The 17,446-nt window shown below is 68.8% G+C and carries 13 protein-coding genes; 6 read left to right on the top strand and 7 right to left on the bottom strand.

Going from position 1 to position 17,446, the window contains the following annotated elements; genetic code table 11:
• Positions 1-33: 33 nt before the first annotated feature.
• Both G4D77_RS07095 and G4D77_RS07090 read right to left on the bottom strand, forming a co-directional pair.
• The gene (locus G4D77_RS07095; protein ID WP_250134262.1) at positions 34-2,916 is read right to left on the bottom strand and encodes a nitrate reductase; all 2,883 of its coding nucleotides are present in this window, start codon (positions 2,914-2,916) and stop codon (positions 34-36) included.
• Between the two features lie 50 nt (positions 2,917-2,966).
• A complete protein-coding gene (locus G4D77_RS07090) occupies positions 2,967-4,220 on the bottom strand; it encodes an NAD(P)/FAD-dependent oxidoreductase (protein WP_082138105.1) in 1,254 nt (417 codons plus the stop codon).
• A gap of 414 nt (positions 4,221-4,634) precedes the next feature.
• On the opposite strand from G4D77_RS07090, the gene G4D77_RS07085 reads away from it, so the two are divergent.
• The 3 genes from G4D77_RS07085 to G4D77_RS07075 all read left to right on the top strand — a co-directional run bounded on the left by G4D77_RS07085 (position 4,635) and on the right by G4D77_RS07075 (position 7,659).
• Positions 4,635-6,323, top strand: a complete 1,689-nt coding sequence (locus tag G4D77_RS07085; protein WP_016449720.1) for a methyl-accepting chemotaxis protein — start codon at positions 4,635-4,637, stop codon at positions 6,321-6,323.
• Positions 6,324-6,445: 122 nt separating this feature from the next.
• Entirely contained in the window at positions 6,446-7,096 is a 651-nt protein-coding gene (locus tag G4D77_RS07080; RefSeq protein ID WP_016449719.1) for a DUF937 domain-containing protein, read from the top strand.
• Between the two features lie 122 nt (positions 7,097-7,218).
• Positions 7,219-7,659: a CBS domain-containing protein gene (locus tag G4D77_RS07075; protein ID WP_016449718.1), complete on the top strand. Its 441-nt coding sequence runs from the start codon at positions 7,219-7,221 to the stop codon at positions 7,657-7,659.
• A 60-nt stretch (positions 7,660-7,719) separates the two neighbouring features.
• On the opposite strand, the gene G4D77_RS07070 is transcribed toward G4D77_RS07075, so the two are convergent.
• The 4 genes from G4D77_RS07070 to G4D77_RS07055 all read right to left on the bottom strand — a co-directional run bounded on the left by G4D77_RS07070 (position 7,720) and on the right by G4D77_RS07055 (position 12,362).
• Positions 7,720-8,526, bottom strand: a complete 807-nt coding sequence (locus tag G4D77_RS07070; protein ID WP_154834941.1) for an ABC transporter ATP-binding protein — start codon at positions 8,524-8,526, stop codon at positions 7,720-7,722.
• Complete coding sequence (gene ntrB / locus G4D77_RS07065; protein ID WP_154836399.1) at positions 8,523-9,458, bottom strand: nitrate ABC transporter permease; 936 nt, start codon at positions 9,456-9,458, stop codon at positions 8,523-8,525. Before ntrB ends, G4D77_RS07070 begins: the two co-directional genes overlap by 4 nt.
• Positions 9,459-9,498: 40 nt before the next feature.
• Entirely contained in the window at positions 9,499-10,779 is a 1,281-nt protein-coding gene (locus tag G4D77_RS07060; protein ID WP_016449715.1) for a CmpA/NrtA family ABC transporter substrate-binding protein, read from the bottom strand.
• Between the two features lie 317 nt (positions 10,780-11,096).
• Positions 11,097-12,362, bottom strand: coding sequence for a nitrate regulatory protein (locus G4D77_RS07055; protein WP_017407366.1), 1,266 nt, complete (start codon positions 12,360-12,362; stop codon positions 11,097-11,099).
• 295 nt (positions 12,363-12,657) lie between these two features.
• On the opposite strand from G4D77_RS07055, the gene G4D77_RS07050 reads away from it, so the two are divergent.
• Together G4D77_RS07050 and tsaD are read left to right on the top strand one after the other, a co-directional pair.
• A complete protein-coding gene (locus G4D77_RS07050; RefSeq protein ID WP_154834940.1) occupies positions 12,658-14,352 on the top strand; it encodes a putative bifunctional diguanylate cyclase/phosphodiesterase in 1,695 nt (564 codons plus the stop codon).
• A 90-nt stretch (positions 14,353-14,442) separates the two neighbouring features.
• The gene (gene tsaD, locus G4D77_RS07045; RefSeq protein ID WP_154834939.1) at positions 14,443-15,483 is read left to right on the top strand and encodes a tRNA (adenosine(37)-N6)-threonylcarbamoyltransferase complex transferase subunit TsaD; all 1,041 of its coding nucleotides are present in this window, start codon (positions 14,443-14,445) and stop codon (positions 15,481-15,483) included.
• A gap of 151 nt (positions 15,484-15,634) precedes the next feature.
• On the opposite strand, the gene G4D77_RS07040 is transcribed toward tsaD, so the two are convergent.
• Positions 15,635-16,015, bottom strand: a complete 381-nt coding sequence (locus G4D77_RS07040) for an Hsp20/alpha crystallin family protein (protein ID WP_016449711.1) — start codon at positions 16,013-16,015, stop codon at positions 15,635-15,637.
• 97 nt (positions 16,016-16,112) lie between these two features.
• Between G4D77_RS07040 and G4D77_RS07035 the strand changes: the two genes are divergently transcribed.
• Entirely contained in the window at positions 16,113-17,423 is a 1,311-nt protein-coding gene (locus tag G4D77_RS07035) for a branched-chain amino acid ABC transporter substrate-binding protein (protein WP_154834938.1), read from the top strand.
• Positions 17,424-17,446 lie beyond the last annotated feature (23 nt).

Here is a 17,446-nt window from a genome sequence, read left to right as displayed (position 1 = left end):
ATCCTGTGGGCGCATATTTTCCCGCAGGTTTCATTACTTTTCGCTATATATGCAAACCTGTCGTTCCATGGCCTCTTTCATGCCGCCTGCGGGCTGGGCGCAACGGGGGATGTGGCGCACCAGGCGCTTGAGTTCAGGCAGGCAGGAGCCGCAGTTGGTGCCGCAGCGCAACTGGCCTTGCAAAGCGGCCAGGCGGGCATCGTCGCTGCCCTCGCAGCGCGCAAGCACGCCTTCGATGGCGGCCTCGTCCACGTCGAAGCACGCGCAGACCTGGCGCGTGCGCTGCGCCAGGGGCAGCGGTGCCGAGGCCGAGGACATGAGCAGCAGGCGCCCATAGTCCTGGGCCGGCAACTGGTCCTTCAGCAGGGTGCCCAGCCAGCTGCCGGCGCGCGTGTCTCCGGCCAGCAGCAAGGCTTCGACCGTGGTGGACAGGCTGGTGCGGTCCAGCCGCAGCGCACGGCTGTGCTGGCGGCGGCGGTCGCTGTAGCGCAGGGTGTCGGCGGCATCCAGGCCCAGCAGGGACTCGATCTGCGCGATGAGGGCGTCGTCGGGCGCCTCATGCGCGGCGGCGCGCAGCAGCACGCCGTGGCGGGCGCGGGCAGCGTCCTGCAGCGGCACGGCATTGCCGAAAGGCACGCAGCTGGCAAAGCCGAAGTGCGGCATGAGGGCGGACAGCTGCTCGCGCACGGCCAGCACGCGGTCCTCGGGCAGCCAGGCCATGGCCAGCAGGGTCCAGGGCAGAGCGGCCTTTTGCAGCTTGACGGCCGTGTGCTTGAGTTCAGGCTGCTTGGATGCGGGGCAAAAGGCCGGCGTGGTCAGTGCGTTGAGGCCCCCCGTGGCCGTGCCGCCCAGGTACTCGCCGCCCCAGTGCATGGCCATGAAGAGCTGGGAGGGCGCGAGCGTGGCATCGGGCTGCACCGGCACCAGCAGGGCACCGCGGCGGCTGCTCACCTGCACCAGGTCGCCCGCGCGCAGGCCGCGCTCGGCCATGTCCTGCGGATGCATCTGCACACTGGGCTCGGCAGCCTGGCCGAACAGTCGTCCCAGCTGGCCCGTGCGGCTCATGCCGTGCCACTGGTCGCGCAGCCGGCCCGTGGTCAGGCTGAAGGGGTAGCTCGCATCGGGCGACTCGGCCAGCGGCTGCCAGGGCAGCAGGGCAAAGCGGGCGCGTCCATCGGGCGTGGGAAAGCGGCCGTCTTCGTAGAGCCGTGCGCGGCCCAGGGCTGCGCCTTCGGGCAGCGGCCATTGCTGGGGGCCTTGCGCGTCCAGCAGATCCCAGGACAGGCCGGTGATGTCCAGGTCACGCCCGCGCGTGCTTTCGCGGTGCTCGTTCCAGATGGCTTCGGCGCCTGCGGCGCCGTCCTCGGTGTCGTAGGGGAAGAGGCTGGGCCGGCCCGGGCGCAGCCGCGTTTCCATGCGCCGCGCGCAGTCCACGGCGATGCGCCAGTCATGGCGCGCGGCGCCCGGCGCGGCCACGGCGGGGCGCACGCGCGAGATGCGCCTTTCGCTGTTGGTCACCGTGCCGATCTTCTCGCCCCAGGTGGTGGCGGGCAGCAGCAGGTCGGCGTAGGCGCAGGTGGCGGTGGTGGCAAAGGCCTCCTGCACGATGACGAATTCGGCCCGCTGCAGTGCGCGCCGCACCAGGGCCTGGTCGGGCATGCTTTGCGCGGGGTTGGTGCAGGCTATCCACAGTGCGCGGATCTCGCCCTCGGCGGCGGCCTCGAACATCTCCACGGCGGTCTTGCCGGGCCGTGATGGCACGGCGTCCACGCCCCACAGTGCGGCCACTTCGGCGCGGTGGGCCGGGTTGGCCAGGTCGCGGTGGGCCGACAGCAGATTGGCCAGCCCGCCCACCTCGCGCCCACCCATGGCATTGGGCTGGCCCGTGAGCGAGAACGGTCCCGCGCCTGCGCGCCCGATCTGGCCCGTGGCCAGGTGCAGGCCGATCAGCGCGGCGTTCTTGGCCGTGCCGTTGCTGCTCTGGTTCAGGCCCTGGCAGTACAGGCTGAGCGTTGCGCCACGGGCGGCGCCGTCCCGCGCATCTCCTCCCAGCGCGAACCACTGCGCGGCCTGGAAAAGGTCGTGGCGGGGCAGGCCGCAGACCTCGCTCACGCGCTCGGGCGTGGCCTCCCGCACCAGGGCCTGCAGGTCGGCAAAGCCGCTGGTGTGGCGCGCGATGTAGGCCCGGTCCAGCCAGCCTTCCAGCTCCATGATGTGCAGCATGCCGTGGAACAGCAGGGTGTCGCTGCCGGGGCGCAGCGGCAGGAAGAGGTCGGCCATGCCGGCCGTGTCGGTGCGGCGTGGGTCGGCCACGATGATCTTCATCTGCGGCCGCGCGGCACGCGCCTGCTCTATGCGCCGCGTGAGCACGGGATGGGCCCATGCCGCGTTGCTGCCCACGATGAACAGGCAGTCCGCATGGTCCACGTCCTCGTAGCAGGCCGGCGGCGCGTCAGCGCCCAGCGTGGCCTTGTAGCCCGCCACGGCGCTGCTCATGCACAGGCGCGAGTTGGTGTCGATGTTGTTGGTGCCGATCAGGCCCTTGGCCAGCTTGTTGAAGACGTAGTAGTCCTCGGTCAGCAACTGGCCGCTCACATACAGGCCCACGGCATCGGGGCCGTGCTCCTGCACGATGGAGGCCAGCCTGCCGGCTGCCAGGTCCAGCGCGGCATCCCAGCTGATGTCCCGGGGCGCCGCCCCGCGCGTGGTGCGCAGGGCGGGCTGCAGCAGCCGGGTCTGCCGCGCCAGGGCGGGCGAGGCCGTCAGATGCAGCGTGCTGCCCTTGGTGCACAGGCGGCCGTGGTTGGCGGGGTGCGCCGGATCGCCACGCACGCCCGTGATGCGCGCACCATCGCTTTCGATGAGGACGCCGCAGCCTGTGCCGCAGTAGGGGCAGGTGGATCGGGTTTCTTGCATGGTGGGCCTGGGGTGGATGAGGGAAGGGCAGGGCACGGGGGCGGGCGCCGTCACGGGCCGCTGGCCGGGTCGGCCTGGCTGGCTTGACTTTCGCCGAACATGAGGCGGTCGCGCAGTTCCTGCACTGCCACGCCATCGCGCAACAGGCGGAAGTACCAGCCACCGTCCTCGGTGTCGCCATACAGGCAGGCGCCGACCAGTCTGTCGCCGCGCAGCACCAGCTTGCGGTACACGCCCGCGCCGGGGTCGCTGAGCACGATTTCCTCCGTGCCGTCGTCGCCGCGAAAGTCGCCTGCGCTGAACAGATGAATGCCCGTGACCTTGAGCTTGGCCGAGGTCTGCGAGCCCGGGTAGCGGCCGATGCCGATTTCGGCCAGGTGGTTGGCCAGCACCTTGCCCTGCTCGAACAGCGGCGCCACCAGCCCGTAGGCCACGCCCCGGTGCGCCGCGCATTCGCCCACGGCATAGATGCGCGGGTCGGTCACGGTCTGCAGCGTGTCGCTGACCACGATGCCGCGCTGCACGTGCAGGTGCATCTGCTCGGCCAGCGCGGTCTCGGGCCGGATGCCCACGGCCATGACCACGAGCGAGGCCGGCGCATCGCGCCCGTCCTGCAGGTGCACGCAGGCCACGCGGCCCTGGCCGTCGCCCGTCAGCGCGCGGGTCTGGGCCTGCATCAGAAAGCGCATGCCGCGCTCGGCCAGCGAGGCCTGCAGCAAGGCGGCGGCGGTCTCGTCCAGCTGGCGGTCCAGCAGGCGCTCGCCCGCATGCACCACGGTAACCTCCATGCCGCGCTTCATGAGGCCGTTGGCGGCCTCCAGGCCCAGCAGGCCGCCGCCGATGACCACTGCCTGGCGGTGGCTGGCGGCCGCCGCGATCATGGCCTGGGTGTCGGCAATGTCGCGGTAGCCGAGCACGCCTTCCAGCTCGCGCCCGGGCACGGGCAGCATGAAGGGGCGCGATCCCGTGGCCAGGATCAGGCGGTCGTACCCGGCGCTCACGGGCTGTCCGGCCGCGTCCACGGCGTGCACCACGCGGCGCGCCCGGTCCACCGCATGCACGCGGCAGCCTGCATGCAAGGTGATGCCGTGCCGGGCATACCAGGACCAGTCGTTGAGGATGATTTCGTCCAGCTGCTGCTCGCCCGCCAGCACCGGCGACAGCATGATGCGGTTGTAGTTGGGGTGCGGCTCGGCGCCGAACACGGTGATCTCGTAGAGGTCGGGCGCGATCCTGAGCAGCTCTTCCAGCGTGCGCACGCCGGCCATGCCGTTGCCCACCATCACCAGCCTGGATTTCTTCATTGCGCCCCCGCATCGGTTCGAAAAGCAAAAAGGCGTCATCCCCACTGCGCGGCTGCTGCCTGCGCGCGGGTTGACGCCTTTGTCCCTGGGGCAGCGGCACCTCGTTGCGCCTTGCCCCCATGGCCTGCAATGGCCACGCACGGGATGAAGCAAGCGGCATGCCAGGGCGCGCAGCCCTGCGCGGGCGCTGTCCTCGGGGCTGCCGCCCGGCGGCCGAGCCATGGTGGTGCGTCGCATGCCTCAAGGCGGTGCGCCCGCTATCGAGAGCGCGCAATCAGATGTCTGAATCGAATGGAGGTTTTGTGGCGATTTGTTTCAAATGCGACGAATCGGGGTACAACAAGCCACCGGGTCCTGCAGTAAGCCAGGGCCGCAATGACGTGAAGGATTTTTCTTCTTCAAGGGACCACGCCTATGAGAGTGAATCTGCCAGTCAGCACGCGTGAATACGCATTTCCCAAGGGCCAGACCCTGGTGTCCACCACGGACCTGAAGGGGCGCATCCTCTACTGCAACCCGATGTTCATCGAGGTCAGCGGCTACGAGCGCGAAGAACTGCTGGGCCAGCCCCACAACATGATCCGCCACCCCGACATGCCCGAGGAAGCCTTCCGCGACATGTGGGCCACCATCTCGGCCGGCCTGCCCTGGTCGGCGCCCGTGAAGAACCGGCGCAAGAACGGCGACTTCTACTGGGTCATGGCCAATGTCACGCCGCTGATGGAAGGCGACCGGCCCTCGGGCTACATGTCGGTGCGCACCGAGGCCACGCGCGAGCAGACGGATGCGGCCGAGCGCCTCTACGCCACCATGCGCGCCGAAAAGGACGCAGGGCGCAAGGTCCACGTGCTGCGCGCCGGCCATCTGGTGCGCAACAACCTGCGCGGACGCCTTGCCAGCGCGCTGAGCCTGGGCCTGGCAGGCAAGCTGGTGCTGATCTTCTTCCTGGTGGTGGCGGCAGCCTTTGGCGCGGCGATGGCGGGAGGGCACACGCTGGATGCATGGTCCGCGCTGGCCTGGCTGGCGGTCTGCATCTTCACGGGGCTGGCCGGGGCCTGGGCGTACCGGCTGACCGTGGCGCCGCTGGCGCAGATGGTGCTGCAGGCCAACCGCCTGGCGGCCGGCGACCTGACGCAGACCATACGCATCACGCGCAAGGACGTGGTGGGCGATCTGCAGAAGGCGCTGAGCCAGCTCAATGTGAACCTGCTGTCCATCGTGCGCGATGCGCGCGAGGAAAGCGACAAGATGCAGATCTCCACGCGGGAAATCGCGCAGGGCAACCAGGACCTGTCCGCGCGCACGGAAACCCAGGCCGGCAACCTGCAGCAGACGGCGGCGTCGATGGAGGAGATCACGGGCACGGTCAAGCACACGGCCGAGTCGGCGCGCCAGGCCACGGACCTGGCCACCCAGGCCAGCGAGGTGGCCGAGCGCAGCAGCGGCGCCGTCGACGGCGTGGCGGCCACCATGAAGCAGATCCAGGCCGCGTCGGGGCGCATCGGCGAGATCACGCAGCTCATCGACTCCATCGCCTTCCAGACCAACATCCTGGCGCTGAACGCCGCCGTGGAGGCCGCGCGCGCGGGCGACCAGGGCCGGGGCTTTGCGGTGGTGGCGGCCGAAGTGCGCAGTCTCTCGCAGCGCACGCAGGCAGCGGCCAAGGAGATCCGCGAACTCATAGACGACTCCGCCGCCAAGGTGCTGGATGGCAATCAGCGCACCGAGGTCGCGCAGAAAACCATGACCGAATCGCTGGACCTGGTGCGGCGCGTGAACCTGCTGATCGGCGAAATCCACAGCGCCTCCAACGAGCAGCTCAGCGGCATCTCGCAGGTCAACGCGGCCGTGGCGCATCTGGACAACATCACGCAGCAGAACGCGGCGCTGGTGGAGCAGAACGCGGCATCGGCCATGGCCTTGCAGGCCCAGGCGCAGACCGTGTCGGAGACCGTGCAGGTCTTCCGGCTGGACGCCACGGCCCGGGCACCGGCGGCCGTGGCCGACGCAGTGGCGCTGCGCCGGTCCATGAAGGCGCAGGCGCCGCTGCCGCCGCTGCGGCCGCCGCGCACCCAGCCGCAGCCGGCGCTGACCACGGGCTGAGCGCGATCCGGGCGCTGGAAAACATCGTTGACACTTGGGGCGCTGCGCCGCCATGCCCGCTGCACCGGCCGGCGCTACCATGTGACTTTGTGTTGACCGGGCGACCGGATGAAGGAACGACCATGAACTCCAGCTCTTCCCTGGCCGCCGAACTGATGGCCCAACTGCAGGGCGCGCCCATGCAGCAGATGGCAGACCAGATCGGCGCCAGCCCCGCTCAGACCGAAAGTGCCGTGGGCGCGGCCCTTCCCGTGCTGCTGGGGTCGCTGGGCCGCAATGCGGCCGATCCGCAGGGCGCGGCCAATCTCTTCGGCGCGCTGCAGCGCGACCACGGCGCGGCCAGCGGTGGCGCCGGCGGGCTGGATCTGGGAGGCCTGCTGGGCTCGCTGCTGGGCGGCGGCGCAGGCGCAGGCGGCAATGCGGGCGGCGGGCTCGACGGCGCAGCCATCCTGGGCCATATCCTGGGCGGCAACCAGCAGCGCGCGCAGGACGGACTGGGCCAGGCCACGGGCCTGGGCAGCGGCGGCGCGGCCCAGCTGCTGCAGCTGCTGGCCCCCATCGTCATGTCCTTTCTTGCACAGCGCGTGAGCGCAGGCGGCATGGATGCCGGCGGCCTGGGCCAGGTGCTGGGCCGCGAGCATGCGCAGGCGCAGCAGCAGGGCGGTCTGGGTGGTGGTTTGCTGGGCAGCCTGCTCGATCAGGATGGCGACGGCCAGGTAGGTCTCAGCGATCTGATGAAGATTGGTGGCAGTCTGTTGGGCGGTCGTCGCTGAAGGGCCGCATTCACTGAATCGGGCAGGGCCGGTGCGTGTGCATACACGCGCTGGCCCTGTTGCTTTTTGGGCGCAGTTCGGATGACACTAGAACCGAATTGGCGAACGACTGAAAGGCACCCATGACAGCAGTTGCAGACATTCTCAAGTCCAAGGCCACCAGCGCGGTGTACAGCATCGCGCCTACCGATTCCGTGCTCGATGCGCTGCGGCTCATGGCCGACAAGGGCATTGGCGCCCTGCTCGTGATGGAGGGCAGCGAGATCGCCGGCATCGTCACCGAGCGCGACTACGCGCGCAAGATCGCGCTGCTGGGGCGCACCTCCGGCGCCACCCTGGTGCGCGACGTGATGACGCGCGACGTGCTGTTCGTCGGCCCCACCCAGACCACGCAGGAGTGCATGGCGGTGATGACCGAGAACCGGCTGCGCCACCTGCCCGTGGTGGACGAAGGCGGCAAGCTGCTGGGCCTGATCTCCATCGGAGACCTGGTCAAGGACATCATCTCCGAGCAGAAGTTCATCATCGAGCAGCTGGAGCACTACATCTCGGGCCGGCACTGAACCGGGGCTCGGCCTGCCCGCCATGGGCAGGGTCTCGAAGGCGGCAGGACCTGCGAAGGTTCAGGCCGCCTTTTCCACATGCCCCTGGCGTGTGTAGAGGAAATCGATCACGGCCTTGCGGCACTGGCGGTAGAGGTCGTCCTCGGCCAGCGCCACGCGGTTGCGCGGGCGGGCCAGGCCGACCTGCAGCACCTCGCCGATGGTGGCGGCCGGGCCGTTGGTCATCATCACGATCTTGTCGGACAGCAGCACGGCCTCGTCCACATCGTGCGTGACCATGACCACGGTGCTTTGCGTGCGCGCCACGATCTCCAGCAGCTCGTCCTGCAGCTTGGCGCGCGTGAGCGCATCGAGCGCGCCGAAGGGCTCGTCCATCAGCAGCACCTGCGGCTCCATCGACAGCGCGCGCGCAATGCCCACGCGCTGCTTCATGCCGCCCGATATCTCGCCGGGCCGCTTGTGCGCGGCATGGGTCAGGCCCACCAGTTCCAGCGCGGCCAGGGTGCGGGCCTTGAGCTGGGCGCGGCTTTCCGTGCGGCCATAGACGCGCTCCACGGCCAGGTGGATGTTGCCCTCGCAGGTCAGCCAGGGCAGCAGCGAGTGGTTCTGGAAGACCACGGCGCGCTCGGGTCCCGGGCCCTTGATCTCCTTGTTGGCGCACAGCAGCACGCCCGTGGTGGGCGTGGTCAAGCCCGCGATCAGGTTCAGCAGGGTGGACTTGCCGCAGCCCGAGTGGCCGATCAGCGAGACGAACTCGCCCCTGGCAATCGTCAGGTCAATGCCGCGCAGCGCGGGAAACAGGCCCTTGGCGGTCTTGAAGCTCTGCTCCACGCCCTGGATCTCGATGAACTTGGACGATGCATTCATGCCTTCACCTCTTCGAACGTAAATGCCGTTGCCAGCTTGACCAGGGCCATCTCCAGCAGCAGGCCCACGATGCCGATCACGAAGATCGCGATGATGATGTTCTTGACGTTGAGGTTGTTCCACTCGTCCCAGACCCAGAAGCCGATGCCCACACCGCCGGTGAGCATCTCGGCCGCGACGATGACCAGCCAGGCCGTGCCCACGGCCAGGCGCACGCCGGTCAGCATGTAGGGCAGCACGGCGGGGAACAGGATGGTGGTGGCGATCTTCCATTCGCTGAGGTTGAGCACGCGCGCCACGTTCATGTAGTCCTGGGGCACGCGCTGCACGCCCACGGCGGTGTTGATGAGCATGGGCCAGATCGAGCAGATGAAGATGGTCCAGATGGCCGCCGGGTTGGCGCCCTTGAAGACCAGCAGGCCTATGGGCAGCCAGGCCAGCGGCGACACCGGGCGCAGCAGGCTGATCAGCGGGTTGAACATGCGCGACAGGAAGTTGAAGCGCCCGATCACGAAGCCGGCCGGAATGCCGACCAGGGCCGCCAGGCCGAAGCCCACGGCCACGCGCTGCAGCGAAGCGAGCACGTTCCAGCCCACGCCCTGGTCATTGGGGCCGTTGCGGTAGAACGGGTCGCTGAAAATCTCCACCGCCTGCTGCCAGGTCGCCAGGGGCCCCGGAATGCTCTGGCCGGAGCCCGCGGCCACCAGGGACCACACGCCCACGAGCAGGCCTAGGCCGCACAGCGGCGGCAGCACGGCCAGCCAGAAGGCGCGCGACAGCGCCGCCCAGTCGCGCGCAGGGGTGGGAGTCCTGGGCGTTGCCGATGCAGCCTGCATGGCCGGGACCGGGGATGCAGCGGTGGGGGAAACCGGCGCAGGCGGGGCGGCGGCGGTGGAGGACTCTGCCGGGAAGTGGAAGACGGCGCTGACCATGGTGTGTTCCTCGGTGGGATGGGTCTTCAAAGGGGATCTCTCAGGCCTTGATGGCGAAGCTGTCCGCGTACTTGCGCGGGTCCTTGCCGTCCCAGACCGTGCCGTCCATCAGCTTGCTGCTGCGCATCTCGCCCTTGGGCAGCGGGGCCTTGGCGGCGGTGGCGGCCTGCTGGTAGATGTCCAGGCGGTTGATGGAGCGGGCCACGCCCAGGTAGTCGGGGTGGTCCTTGAGCAGGCCCCAGCGCTTGTGCTGGGTGAGGAACCACATGCCGTCGGACAGATAGGGATAGCCCACGCTGCCGTCGCCATAGAACTTCATGTGGTGGGGGTCGTCCCAGGTCTTGCCCATGCCGTCCTGGTAGCGGCCCAGGATGCGCTGGTTGATGGCGTCCACGCCGGTGTTCACATAGGCCTTGCCGGCAATGGTGTCGGCCATGCGGGTCTTGTTGGCCAGGCTCTCGTCGATCCAGCGGCCGGCCTCGATGATGGCGGCCGTCACGGCGCGTGCCGTGTTGGGGTTCTGGCGGGCAAATTCGGCCGTGGTGCCCAGCACCTTCTCGGGATGGTCCTGCCAGATGGCCTGGGAGGTGGTGGCCGTGACGCCGATGCCGTCCATGATGGCGCGGTGGTTCCAGGGCTCGCCCACGCAAAAGCCGTCCATGTTGCCCACGCGCATGTTGGCCACCATCTGCGGCGGCGGCACGGTGATGACCTTGGCATCCTTGAGCGGGTGGATGCCGTTGGCCGCCAGCCAGTAGTACAGCCACATGGCATGCGTGCCCGTGGGAAAGGTCTGGGCAAAGGTGTATTCGCGCTTTTCGCTGGCCATCAGCTTGGCCAGGCCTGCGCCGTTGACGGCGCCCTTGTCGGCCAGCTTCTTGGACAGCGTGATGGCCTGGCCGTTGTGGTTGAGCGTCATCAGCACGGCCATGTCCTTCCTGGCGCCGCCCACGCCCAGGTGCATGCCGTAGACCAGGCCGTACAGCACATGGGCAAAGTCCAGTTCGCCATTGGCCAGCTTGTCGCGCACGCTGGCCCAGCTCGCTTCCTTGGAGGGAATGATCCTGACGCCGTACTTCTGGTCGATCCCCAGCACCGAGGCCATGACCACGCTGGCGCAATCGGTCAGCGGAATGAAGCCGATGCGCACTTCCTTTTTCTCGGGCGCATCCGAGCCTGCCGCCCAGGCGCCGTGGTGGCCCAGCTGGGTGTAGAGCGCCGCGCCGCCTGCCAGCGTGCCGGCCTGGCGCAGAAAATCGCGCCGGGGCAGTGCCGGGCCGGAGGTGAGAGGGCCTGTGGTGGGCTGGGGCGTGGACGCCATGGCGGAACTCCTTCGATCGTCGGGAATGGAACACTTGCAAACCGGCATGTCCCAAGCAAAACGGCGTCCTCTCCGGCCGCGCTGCGCGGGGAGAGTGACGCCGTTGTCCTGGGGCCCTGAATCAAGACCGGGTTCCCGGCCGCCTTTGGCCGGGATTTGCCAGAGTCAATGCAGAAACCGTGCCAGGCGGCGTTCAAGGGGGACCATGCACTCCACCGGCCTTGCCGTCCGCGCCGGGCCACCTTCTGGTGCGCGACTTGCCGCAGCACTGCACCAAGTCGGTGCTGCGCTGCAACATGGCGCGCAGCGGCCCGGGTTCATGGGGCGGGCGGCAGCAGATCGGCCATGGAAAGCACGGCCTGCGCCACTTCGGCCAGGCGGCGGTTCTGGTTCATGGCGGTCTGGCGCAGCAGCTTGTGGGCCTCGCCTTCGCTGAGCTGGCGCCGTGTCATCAACAGGCCCTTGGCGCGCTCCAGCAGCTTGCGTTCCGTCAGCGTGGCGCGCACGGTCTCCAGCTCGGCCTGCATGGCCTGCAGCCGCTGGGACTGGTCCTGCACCAGGTCCATCACGGATCGGTCCAGCTGCGGGCCCAGACGCGCGGCCGGGGGCTGCAGCCCGCCCAGCGCCAGCGTGGCGGAGACGGGCGTGATCTCCATTGCCTGCGGCGCCTGCAGCAGCGTCTGCAGGGCGGCGCGCGCATCGACAATGCAGCGCTGGCACTGCTGCTGCAGCTCGGCCGTCAGGCGGGCCTCGACGGTGTGCAGCGCATCCATGCGCCGCGAGCAGCTGTCGAACCAGGGCTCGGCCATCTCCGGCGCCAGGGGAGTGCCCGGCGCGGCCGTGCAGCCCACGCGGCGCAGGCGTTCGATCACGGCCAGCGTGGCATCGGCCGCGCTGCTTTCTTGCCACAGGGCCAGGGAATGGGGCGGCGCGAACTCCGCAAAGACCTGAAAGCAGCGCTCCTGCGAGGCGATCAGGTGCAGCCAGTGCTGCTGGCGCGGCGCATCGCTGACGCCCGCACCAAAGGCGGCCACGCCCGTGGCACGCTCCTGGCCCGCGAATTCCTTGCCCTGCATGAAGTTGAACAAGGCCACCAGCAGGCGCGAGATGCCGGGCTCGGGTGCGCTGTCGGCCGCCTCGAACACCACGGCCAGCAGGCCTGCCACCAGCTCGATGTAGATGGCGGTGGCCGCCTCCGGCGACAGGTCGTGGCTGGCGACGCGCTCGCGCAGCGCAGGCAGGGCGTCCAGGCACTGCAGCACATGGGCGATGCGGCTGAACAGCCGCGCGCCATGGCCGGGGTGCCCCGTGGAGTCTGTTTGGCCGGGCTGCATGTCCAGCCGGTCGAAGCCGTCAAGCGCCGCCGCGGCAATCCGGTCGCACTCGGCCATCTGCGCCAGCCGTGCCTCGCCGCCATGCGCGCCCGCGCTGGCCAGAAAGACGTTGGACAGGCCGCGCTCCTTTTGCAGCGCATGGATGAGGCGGCTGAGCAGATCCACCAGTGCGCTGGTGCGCTGCAGTTGCTCCAGCTCGCCGATTTCGCACTGGCGCGCGGCCACAAGAAAGTTGAGAGCGGTTTTCATGGGGGACGGGTCCTGTCTGCCTGCATTGATGCAATTCCCATGCCGGGCCTGCCGTGGCGCAAAAGGACAAGTAGAAGCAAGGCGCAGGGTTTGATAGAATTTTTCTAACGTTTTGAAATCGTCGATACAAATTTGGACGCGCGAATGTGTCGAATATTTGCCGGGCACCCTGCAGGAAAAAGCCCGGCTTTCCGGCACACACGACACCCATGGCATAGCCATCCACAAGATCGGGCTGCGCAATGCGGCAGCGAGGCTGAATCAGCATGAGCTTGCAATATCACGAGAAGATCGGATGTCCCCCGTGCGCTGGCGGTTCATGACCCAGGCGGTGTTGCGGCGGACTGCTGTGCGCCGGCGTGGCCCGTCCCTGGCTGCGCTGCTGCTGGGCCTGGCGCAGTGCCGGGCACTGGCGGGGGGCGAGGTCCTGGCCGCGTCGGCGCCATCCGATGGCCAGGGAAGCTGGGCCGCGGGGTGGAGCGCTTTCGGCCTGTGGGGCGCCATTCCCGTTCTGATATTCCTGCTGGTTTCGCTGGTGGTCCATGTGCGCCTGCGCGAGAAGGCTCAGCGCCTGACGCAATCGCTGCAGCAGACCAATGAAAAGCTGCTGCGCGCCAATGTGAAGCTCAAGCGCATCGCCTTCAGGGACCCGCTGACCGGCACGGCCAACCGGGCGCTGCTCGAGTACCGGCTTGGCCGGGCGATTGCGCGCGCCGACAGCTCGGTGGAGCAGCCAGGGCCCGGCGGGCCGGTGCGCGTGGGCCTGCTGTACATCGATCTGGACGGATTCAAGCCCATCAACGACGTGGAGGGCCATGCCGCAGGTGACGCGCTGCTGTGCCAGGTGGCCGTGCGCCTGAACCGTATGACGCGCAAGTCGGACACGCTGGCGCGCGTGGGGGGCGATGAGTTCGTGCTGCTGCTGGGCTGCCTGGCATCGGAGGACGATGCCGTGGCCATGGCCGGCCGGGTGCAGAAGGTTTTGGGTCAGCCCTTCGATCTGCCGGGAAAGTCCATCTCCATCGGCAGCTCCGTCGGCGTGGCCATCTATCCCGATCATGGCCAGAAGGAAAAGCTCATGGCGGCGGCCGACCTCGCCATGTACACGGCCAAGCGTGCCGGCGGGAATTCCTGCGCCATCTTCAAGGAAAGCATGCGCAAGGATGTGGCCGTGCAGTTCGACCTGCAGCAAGCCCTGCGCCGCGCCGTCGCAAGCCAGCAGCTGGTGCTGTTCTACCAGCCCAAGATCGATGCCCGCACGGGCCGCATCCGCAGCGTGGAGGCGCTGGTTCGATGGAACCATCCCCGATTCGGCCTCATCAGCCCCCGCGTGTTCATTCCGCTGGCCGAGCGCTTCGGCCTGATCAGCGAGATCGGCGACTGGGTCATCGACGAGGCCTGCCGCCAGACTGCCCAGTGGACGCGCCAGCGGCGCTTCATGCGCGTCTCCATCAATATCTCGGGCTATCAGCTCTTTCAGACGCGGCTGGCGCAGTACATCGGCGAAGCGATCGAGCGGCACCGCATTCGGCCCGAGCAGCTGGTCTTCGAGATCACCGAGTCCGTGGCCATGGAGGACGACAAGACCACCATGGCCGTGATTGCCGAGTTGACGGGCATGGGCGTGCAGATTTCCATCGACGACTTCGGCACCGGCTACTCCAGCCTGGCCCTGCTGCGCCAGCTGGGCGCCGACGAGGTCAAGATCGACCGCAGCTTCGTGCGGGACGTGGCCATCAAGAGCGACGCGCGGGCCGTGGTCGATGCCATCGTGCGCCTGGCCCATGCGCTGGAGCTGCGCGTGGTGGCCGAAGGCGTGACCGACCAGCAGCAGCGCGAAGTGCTTCAGACGCTGGGCTGCGACGAGCTGCAGGGCTTTTACTTCGCTCGCCCCATGAACGCCCAGGCGCTGATCGCCAGCGAAATTTGGACCTCCGACGGCATCGAGCCCGTGCAGTTCTCGCGCTCGTCATACCTGGACAACCTGTAGCGGCCCGCCGGCCCCGCAACTGCCCGCCGGCCAGGGGCCATTGACGCGGGCGGCCGTGCGCCGCGCCCGCAGGTTCTACACTTCAGTCCCATGAGTTTGCTGATTCTGGGGATCGAATCCTCCTGCGATGAAACCGGCGTGGCCCTGGTCGAGGCCCCCGATGGCACGGGCGTGCCCAGGCTGCTGTCCCATGCGCTGCACAGCCAGATCGACATGCACCGCGCCTATGGCGGCGTGGTGCCGGAGCTGGCCAGCCGCGACCACATCCGCCGCGTGCTGCCGCTGACCGAAAGCGTGCTGGGCGAGTCCGGCCGCACGCTGGACCAGGTCGATGTGATCGCCTTCACGCGCGGCCCCGGCCTGGCCGGCGCGCTGCTGGTGGGCGCGGGCGTGGCCTGCGCCATGGCTGCGGCGCTGGACAAGCCCGTGCTGGGCGTGCACCACCTGGAAGGCCACCTGCTGTCGCCCTTCCTGAGCGCCGATCCCCCCGAATTCCCCTTCGTGGCCCTGCTGGTCTCGGGCGGCCACACGCAGCTGATGCGCGTGGACGGCGTGGGCAGCTACGCCATCCTGGGCGAGACCATCGACGACGCGGCCGGCGAGGCCTTCGACAAATCGGCCAAGCTCATGGGCCTGCCCTATCCGGGCGGCCCCGTGCTCTCGCGCCTGGCCGAGGGCGGGGACGCGCAGGCCTTCAAGCTGCCCCGGCCGCTGCTGCATTCGGGCGACCTGGACTTCTCGTTCGCCGGCCTGAAGACGGCCGTGCTGACCCAGGCGAAGAAGCTGGGCGATGACCTTGAGGCGCGCAAGGCCGACCTGGCCGCCAGCACGCAGGCGGCCATCGTCGAGGTGCTGGTCAAGAAGACGCTGGCGGCGCTGCAGCAGATCGGCATGAAGCGCGTGGTCGTGGCCGGCGGCGTGGGCGCCAACCGTCTGCTGCGCGCCCAGCTGGATGCGGCCTGTGCCAAGCGCAAGCTGCGCGTGCACTACCCCGAGCTGCACCTGTGCACCGACAACGGCGCCATGATCGCCATGGCCGCCGCCATGCGCCTGCAGGCAGGCCGCGAAATGGCGAACAGGCACTACGCGTTCGACGTCAAGCCGCGCTGGCCGCTCGATTCGCTGGCCTGATGGTCCGGGGCCGCGTGCCCGGCCTGCACGGCGGGCGCAAAAAAAGCCCGGCGCGGGCCGGGCTCTGGAAACGGGCTGCCACCTTGCCAAGAGGATGGAAGAAAGGATGGTTGACAGCCCGGGTGCACAAACGCGCTGGCCGTGACCGGACTTACTGGATGCTCAGCATGGTGGCCTTGCTCTGGGGTTCCAGGCGGGCCAGGGACAGCGTGAGCACGCCGTTTTCCAGCTTGGCGCTGCTGGCGGCCGTGTCGATTTCATGGTCCAGCTCCCAGGCACGCTGCACCTGGCGGGGCGCGCCCTCGACGCTGGACAGACGGACCACGGCGCCTTCGATGCTCAGCTGCAGCTGCTCGCGGGACAGGCCGGGCACATCCAGCTGCAAGGTCGTGGCCTTTTCATCGCGCTGAACCTGCACCGACGAGAGCGAAGGGGCCGCGTTGCCCAGGGTGCCTTGCAAGAAGCGCTGCAGGGCCAGATCGGCGGCTTGGGGAGCGAAGGCGTTGCGGCGGAGAACAGGCGTGAAGATCATGGTGGGTTGGCTCCTATAAACTGCGCGGCTTCATCGAAGTTGTCGCCGCATGGAGCCTAGTTAAGCGGTGTTGAACGCATTTCAAGAGGAAAAAGCCATGAATAAATTGCGCCGCAAGGTCTTGAAAAGCGGCGCCATGGCGCTATTTGCGGCGCCCGCGCTGCTGGCCCGGGCGTCAAGCGGACACGACCGGCCCGTGTCGCCGCCGCGCGGCGAGCCGATACGGCTGGCGCTGATCGAAAGCCTGTCCGGCCCCTTTGCCAACACGGGCGAGGCCGTGTTCCGCAACCTGCTGTGGGCCGCCGAGCGCGTGAACGCGCGCGGCGGTGTGCTGCTGCCGGCCGCGCAGGGCGGCGCCCGGCCCCTGGCCATCGAACGCCATGACAGCAAGGGCCAGAACGAGGAGGCGCTGTCTGCGCTGCGCGCAGCCATCGACGGCGGCGCGCGCGTGGTCATGCAGGGCAATTCATCGGCCGTGGCCGCCGTGCTGGTCGACGCCATTGCCAAGCACAACGAGCGCGATCCGGCCCGGCGCGTGCTGTACCTGAACTACTCGGCCGTCGATCCCGCGCTCACCAACGAGCGCTGCAGCTTCTGGCACTTTCGCTTCGACGCCCATGCCGACATGCGCATGGCCGCGCTGATGCAGGTGCTGCGCGAGGACGGGTCCGTGCGCAGCGCCTACCTGATCGGGCAGGACTACAGCTTTGGCCAGGCCGTGCTGCGCGAGGCAAGGCGCCAGCTGGCCGCGCAGCGGCCCGATGTGGCCATCGTGGGCGACGAGCTGCATCCCGTGGGGCGCGTCAAGGACTTTGCGCCCTATGCGGCCAAGATCAAGGCCAGCGGCGCCCAGGCCGTGGTCACGGGCAACTGGGGCAACGATCTGATGCTGCTGGTCAAGGCCGCGCGGGAGGCGGGTTTTGACGGCCGCTTCTACACCTTCTACGGCAATGCGCTGGGCGCGCCCGCTGCCCTGGGCGAGGCCGGCGTGGGCAAGGTGCTGGCCGTGGCCGACTGGCTGCCCAACGTGCCGGGCCCCGACAGCCAGGCCTTCTACAAGTCATTCCGCGAGCGCTTTCCCAGGCCTGCCGATGACTATGTGCACATGCGCATGCAGCTGATGATGGAGGCCTTGGCCCAGTCCATGGCGCGTGCGGGCAGCACCGACACGGTGGCCGTGGCGCAGGCGCTTGAAAGCGCGGACGTGACCCTGGCCGGACGCAGGGGCCGCATGCGCGCGGCCGACCACCAGTTCCAGCAGGCGCTGGTGGTCGGCGTCATGGACAGGCAGGGCGCGCCCGGCGTGCCCTTCGATGTGGAGGGCTCGGGCTACGGCTTCCGCGTGGTGCGAGAGATCGAGGCCGCGCGTGCCGAGCAGCCTGCGATGTGCCGCATGCGCCGGCCCTGACCACCTCGACGGTTTGGATGGAC

The organism is Delftia sp. WY8, assembly GCF_018437695.1.
GTDB classification, from domain to species: Bacteria; Pseudomonadota; Gammaproteobacteria; order Burkholderiales; family Burkholderiaceae_C; genus Comamonas; species Comamonas tsuruhatensis.
Note: the sequence above shows the minus strand (reverse complement) of the source record. Positions and strands in the feature narration are given on the sequence as shown.

Excerpts from the sequence above, each read along its gene's own strand:
- G4D77_RS07095 (WP_250134262.1), bottom strand. The coding sequence starts at position 2,916 with ATGCAAGAAACCCGATCCACCTGCCCCTACTGCGGCACAGGCTGCGGC.
- G4D77_RS07090 (WP_082138105.1), bottom strand. The coding sequence starts at position 4,220 with ATGAAGAAATCCAGGCTGGTGATGGTGGGCAACGGCATGGCCGGCGTG.
- G4D77_RS07085 (WP_016449720.1), top strand. The coding sequence starts at position 4,635 with ATGAGAGTGAATCTGCCAGTCAGCACGCGTGAATACGCATTTCCCAAG.
- G4D77_RS07080 (WP_016449719.1), top strand. The coding sequence starts at position 6,446 with ATGAACTCCAGCTCTTCCCTGGCCGCCGAACTGATGGCCCAACTGCAG.
- G4D77_RS07075 (WP_016449718.1), top strand. The coding sequence starts at position 7,219 with ATGACAGCAGTTGCAGACATTCTCAAGTCCAAGGCCACCAGCGCGGTG.
- G4D77_RS07070 (WP_154834941.1), bottom strand. The coding sequence starts at position 8,526 with ATGAATGCATCGTCCAAGTTCATCGAGATCCAGGGCGTGGAGCAGAGC.
- ntrB (WP_154836399.1), bottom strand. The coding sequence starts at position 9,458 with ATGGTCAGCGCCGTCTTCCACTTCCCGGCAGAGTCCTCCACCGCCGCC.
- G4D77_RS07060 (WP_016449715.1), bottom strand. The coding sequence starts at position 10,779 with ATGGCGTCCACGCCCCAGCCCACCACAGGCCCTCTCACCTCCGGCCCG.
- G4D77_RS07055 (WP_017407366.1), bottom strand. The coding sequence starts at position 12,362 with ATGAAAACCGCTCTCAACTTTCTTGTGGCCGCGCGCCAGTGCGAAATC.
- G4D77_RS07050 (WP_154834940.1), top strand. The coding sequence starts at position 12,658 with ATGTCCCCCGTGCGCTGGCGGTTCATGACCCAGGCGGTGTTGCGGCGG.
- tsaD (WP_154834939.1), top strand. The coding sequence starts at position 14,443 with ATGAGTTTGCTGATTCTGGGGATCGAATCCTCCTGCGATGAAACCGGC.
- G4D77_RS07040 (WP_016449711.1), bottom strand. The coding sequence starts at position 16,015 with ATGATCTTCACGCCTGTTCTCCGCCGCAACGCCTTCGCTCCCCAAGCC.
- G4D77_RS07035 (WP_154834938.1), top strand. The coding sequence starts at position 16,113 with ATGAATAAATTGCGCCGCAAGGTCTTGAAAAGCGGCGCCATGGCGCTA.